Here is a 4,400-nt window from a genome sequence, read left to right as displayed (position 1 = left end):
CTCCCGGCAGGCCTCAGCTAAATCCTTAGCGGAAATCCTGTGCGAAACGGTGTCCTTGTGGTTCTGTTGGGCCAGGCCTGTGTGAAAGCGGAGGGTGGCCGCCAGCTGCGTTTTGCTGCGGAAGGTTTCGGCCAGCAGCACGGTGCCGTCCATGGCGCCTCTGGGGTGAAAAACCCCGATCCGGTTCAACAGCAGGTTTTCGCTGGGTTCGGTATCGCCAACCCGCACCTGACGGAAGGGGTCCTTGTGGAGGTTGAAGCCCCGCTCTGTCTCATAATCCAACACCAGGGCCTCAAACGCCTGTGCAACATGGGGTCTAATCTCTTTGGGCGGCCTGACCAGGGGCCATTCATCTTTGGGTGCCCGCTCCCCCCAGCGCCAGCCGCCTTTGTACTCGACATCCTGCCCTCTCTGCAAAAGCCGCCTAAACATCCAGGCCGTTCGCAAAGCCCCCTTGATGGAAGAGCCCGGCAGATAGGCCCCCAGGGCGCTTCGGGGCAGGGGGCGGAACTCGAGCCCCGCCGCGTCGGTGGCCTTTTTGACGGTCTGGATGAAAGGTCCGCTTACCGCCACTTGGCGCAGGATGGCCGGGGTGGGGTCTACCAGGCCGCTGTTCCAGAGCGATTGCAGGCTCTCCTGGGCCCGCTTGGGGCCCTGGGCCACCGCCTCAAGGTAATTTTTCTGCTGCTCAGGGGTAAGCAGCTCCAGAAGCCGCCCTGCGTCTAAAATCAGGGCTTGTTTGTTTTTTTCGTCCAGCAGGTAGCTGTAGGCCGGGAAGGCTTCCCCTGTGCCCACGTGGATGGGCCCCAGGGTCTCGATGACCAGCCGATAACTCTCCAGAAAGCTCATACCCGCACCCCTAAGGGGAAAGCATACAGATACTCCCAGACCCTAACCTGCGCTTCCGGGGCCGGTTCGGGGGTCACGTCCAGGAGCTTGGCCGAGGGCACCTGCCTGAACACGCTGCCCTCCCTGGCCCGCAGGTAGGGGCGCTTGAAGGGGGTTTCGGCCTGGGCGTAGTGGCCTCCCAGGCGGCCCCAGTAGGTTTCCAGGGCAAAAAAGCCCTCGCCCTCGGGCAGGGTGGGGGCCAGGGTGACGTAGTGGGCGGGGTTTTCCGCCTCGGGCAGCTCCATCTCTTCCACAGCCACCACCTCGAAGCGCCCCAGGCCCACGCTGGCTTTGCCGCCGTAGCCAAAGGCGCCAATCTCCCGAAGGGCAGTTTCCAGGTAGTCGGCCTCTCCTCGCATCTGCACGTACACCGTCCACACCTGCTGGCCCAGCCAGTAGATCCGGTCGGTAAAGAGGATGCCTTCCTGGGCGGTGCCGGTGGCGCGGGCAATGCCCACGCGGGTCTGGCTGGCTACCCTGACGCGGGGCGTCTGGCTCTTTTCCAGCTCGGGGGAGTTTAGCAGGGCTTGCTCCCCCTCCTGGATGACCCTTTTGAAGGTTTCCAGGCTCAAGTAGCGCAGGCCCTTGAGCTTTTTGCGCTTCAGGGTATCCTGCACCTGGACAGGCGGCAGCAGGGGGCGGGGCAGGTAGCCTCTGGGGAAGGCCGAGGAGATGAGGAAGGGGGGTTTGTTTTGAAACTCTTGCAGCCACGCCCCAAGCCCATCTTCTCCCTGGGTATAGCGCACCCACCAGGCCAGGTGGCCCCAGAGGGTGGGGGCGCTGAGCGGGTGAGCAAGGCTACCCAACCGCAGGTGAAAAGCCAAAACCCTCATCTATCCTCTACCTGGTACGAAAGCTCCACCTGACCGTAGCCCCGGCTGATGTAACCCCCCAGGCCATCGAGCTGCAAAAGCTCCAGGGCTTTCTCCACGTGCTTGAAGTTCTCCCGGTCAGTCCGGCCACCATCGCCGGTGTCCATCACCCGGTAGACCATCTCAAAGGCGAACTCGGCCCCAGCGGGCACACGCTCGGCGGTGCGGGGGTTGGCGTTGCCGCCGATGCGGGGGATGAAAACCTCCTGCTTGACCTCGGTCAGGTAGCCGCCGCGGGCGGTCATGGCCTCGAGGGCCTTTCTGGACTCCTCCGTTAGGTAAGCGTCGCGCACCAGGAGGCGGGTGGGGCCGCGCTGCAGAGCTAGCTCCTTGCTGCGGCGGTCGTTACCAGGAGCCACGCCGAAAATACGCCCGATGGGGCCATCCTCGTCCTTGTAAACATGGTACTGGTCGGACTCAGTAATGTACTTCCCCCCAAAGTACCACTCGAGCAAATACCGCATCTTGCCCTTGAGGGAGGAGCCGGGAATATAGGGCTCGTCGGTCAGCGGGTTGCGGATGACGGGGTTATCCACGTCCCCAATGGCCATCTGGTCTTTGCTCATGCCAATCCGCAGGCCGCTTTTGAGCCGGATGATGCCGTGAATGCGCTTGTAGCCAAGCAGTTTCATCTGTTACCTCCTGCCCTGAGGCTGGGGGCCACGGGACGCAGCATCGCCGTTGCGCTCGCCTTCCAGTCCGTAGAAGTAGGCCAGCACCGCTTCCAAAAAGAGCATGGCTGCCGCGAAGTGCTTCTCGCTTTTTTTGGCATCGGAGAGAAGCTCATCCATTCGCGCCCGGAATGTGGGTAGGTTTTGCAGAGGGCCGCCGTTGGAGCGCCCTCCATAGGCCAGCTTGGCCCGCAGTAGCTCAATCTGGGAAGAAAAGCGCCTCCAGGCCAGCTCCTTGTCCTCCCCGGCCTCCCGCTTGTAGCGCTCGAAGACGTCCTCGAGCCGGCGGAACTCGTGGAAGTAGTTGCGAAACTGGCTCGACTTGAGCTTGTTCTGCCCCTGCCCCTCACTGCGCAACTCCTGCGCCCAGCGCTTGGCCTCCTCGTCAAAAAGCCCCTTTCGGTAAACACCCCTTTCCAGGTCCTCAAAAAACTCCATACCGCCTCCCTATCGCTCCAGGTACAACCCCCACTGCAACCAGACCGGCAGGTACTGCCAGGCCGGGGCTTGGTGGTCGGTTAGCTGCAGGTAGTGTTCCCGAATTTCCTTGCTCCGCTCGCGCAGGGTGTAGGCCAGCAGGGGCTTGTAGCGCATCCGGCGGGCTGGGTCTTCCTGCTGGTGCTGCTTCCACAGGCGCAAAAGCCGGTAGGCCAGCGCGCTGCTCAGGCCCTCTTCGCCCTCAGCGTTCAGGTGTTGCCGCAAGTCCCGCACCCAAGGCACCAGGTCCCGCAGCTCTGCCCAGGGCACGCTCTGACCGAAGAGGTGAAGCCGGTTCCGCCCGTTCTGTTTGGCCTGCTGCTCGGCCTCCTGCACCGCCTCGGCCAGCAGGGGGATGGGCAGCGAGGGGTTCACCAGCACGAACCCGCCCGAAAGGGTGAGCTGGGGATGCTGGGTGAACCTTCGGTAGAGCGCTTCTAAGTCCAGGGCGAACTCCAGGAGCACGTCCCAGGGCCCCAACAGAAAGAGGTCGTCGCCCCCCGCATAGACCGAGTAGATGAGGGGGAAGCGGCGGGCTTTCTCGCTGGCCTCGAGCTCGCTCCAACCCAAGCGCTTGGCGTAGGTTTTGGGGTGCTTGATAAGTTCCAGCACCTCCCCGGCAAAGAAGAGCTCGAGCATTCGCGAAAGGCTCGCTATGCGGCTGGGGCTGCTGTGGTCGGCGCCCTTTTCGTCCACAAACCCCGTGGCAAAGGCCTCGCCCATGCGATCGGCGTCGAGCATCAGGGCCCCCAGGTACTTGGCCCCGTTGGAAAACTCGGCCAGCTCGGCCAGGGTGAGGGGGTCGTCTTCCTTGCGGCCCCCTTCTTCCTCTTCCCAAAGGCCCTGTTCCCTGGCCCAGGCCTGGTACTCGGCCAGGTCGCGCCAATTTCCTGTGTTCAGCGCATCGCGCAGGGTGAGGATGTGTCCGGCCAGCAGCCGCACCTCCCAGGGATAGGGGGCCGGGGTGAAGCTGGGGCGGGTGCGCAGGGTGTAAAGATCCGATTTCTCTAAAGCCACCCGCCAGCCCGGAAAGCGGTGGTGGGGCTTGGGGGCACCATCGCTAAAAAACCCCACCTCCTCTCGCTTGGGAATCAGGCGGCCCAGGTGAGCATCCCGCTCGCACCCGTGGCAAAGCGCCTCGGTGGCCGACCTGGCTGGGCGCGCCCCGCAGGCCGCGCAGGGGCGAAGGCTCTGGCCGCTTCCGCTCAGGTAGAAGCTCCCCAGCTGGCTTTGCAGGGGCCTTAGCTTGGCCAGGGCCAGCTTCTGGTGCGCCTCCTGAAGCACCAGGCTGAAGCGCTTGAAGCCCGCGGGAGCAAAGGGATGTTCAGCCAAAAAAGGCAGCAAGGTAGCGCCTTGCTCCAAAGCCCATTCCTCCCAGTCCCTGCGCACCTCGCGGAGCGCCTGATGCACTGCCTGGGTGTTGGGCAAGAGCAGGTAGAACTTGCCCCCTGCGCTCATGATGCGCTGAAGGGGGGTAAAGCCGGTGCGCCGG

Annotated in this window: 5 protein-coding genes; all 5 read right to left on the bottom strand. The window is 63.7% G+C overall.

The features are described 5' to 3' along the window. A partial coding sequence (gene csm5 / locus NZN28_RS13850; RefSeq protein ID WP_295399130.1) for a type III-A CRISPR-associated RAMP protein Csm5 occupies nt 1-849 on the bottom strand: 849 nt, incomplete at its 3' end. Continuing rightward, nucleotides 846-1,721: an RAMP superfamily CRISPR-associated protein gene (locus NZN28_RS13845; protein ID WP_295399128.1), complete on the bottom strand. Its 876-nt coding sequence runs from the start codon at nt 1,719-1,721 to the stop codon at nt 846-848. The genes csm5 and NZN28_RS13845, both read right to left, overlap by 4 nt. Then, on the bottom strand, nt 1,718-2,392 hold the full coding sequence (gene csm3 / locus NZN28_RS13840; protein ID WP_295399126.1) for a type III-A CRISPR-associated RAMP protein Csm3: 675 nt from the start codon (nt 2,390-2,392) through the stop codon (nt 1,718-1,720). Before csm3 ends, NZN28_RS13845 begins: the two co-directional genes overlap by 4 nt. Nucleotides 2,393-2,395: 3 nt before the next feature. Further along, a complete protein-coding gene (csm2, locus tag NZN28_RS13835; protein ID WP_295399124.1) occupies nt 2,396-2,869 on the bottom strand; it encodes a type III-A CRISPR-associated protein Csm2 in 474 nt (157 codons plus the stop codon). A 9-nt stretch (nt 2,870-2,878) separates the two neighbouring features. Next, nucleotides 2,879-4,400 (bottom strand): type III-A CRISPR-associated protein Cas10/Csm1 (gene cas10 / locus NZN28_RS13830; protein ID WP_295399122.1); only part of this gene is annotated, 1,522 nt, incomplete at its 5' end.

This window comes from Meiothermus sp. (assembly GCF_025056915.1).
Classification (GTDB): Bacteria; Deinococcota; Deinococci; order Deinococcales; family Thermaceae; genus Meiothermus.
This window is presented reverse-complemented; position numbering and strand designations above follow the sequence as displayed.

Excerpts from the sequence above, each read along its gene's own strand:
- NZN28_RS13845 (WP_295399128.1), bottom strand. The coding sequence starts at position 1,721 with ATGAGGGTTTTGGCTTTTCACCTGCGGTTGGGTAGCCTTGCTCACCCG.
- csm3 (WP_295399126.1), bottom strand. The coding sequence starts at position 2,392 with ATGAAACTGCTTGGCTACAAGCGCATTCACGGCATCATCCGGCTCAAA.
- csm2 (WP_295399124.1), bottom strand. The coding sequence starts at position 2,869 with ATGGAGTTTTTTGAGGACCTGGAAAGGGGTGTTTACCGAAAGGGGCTT.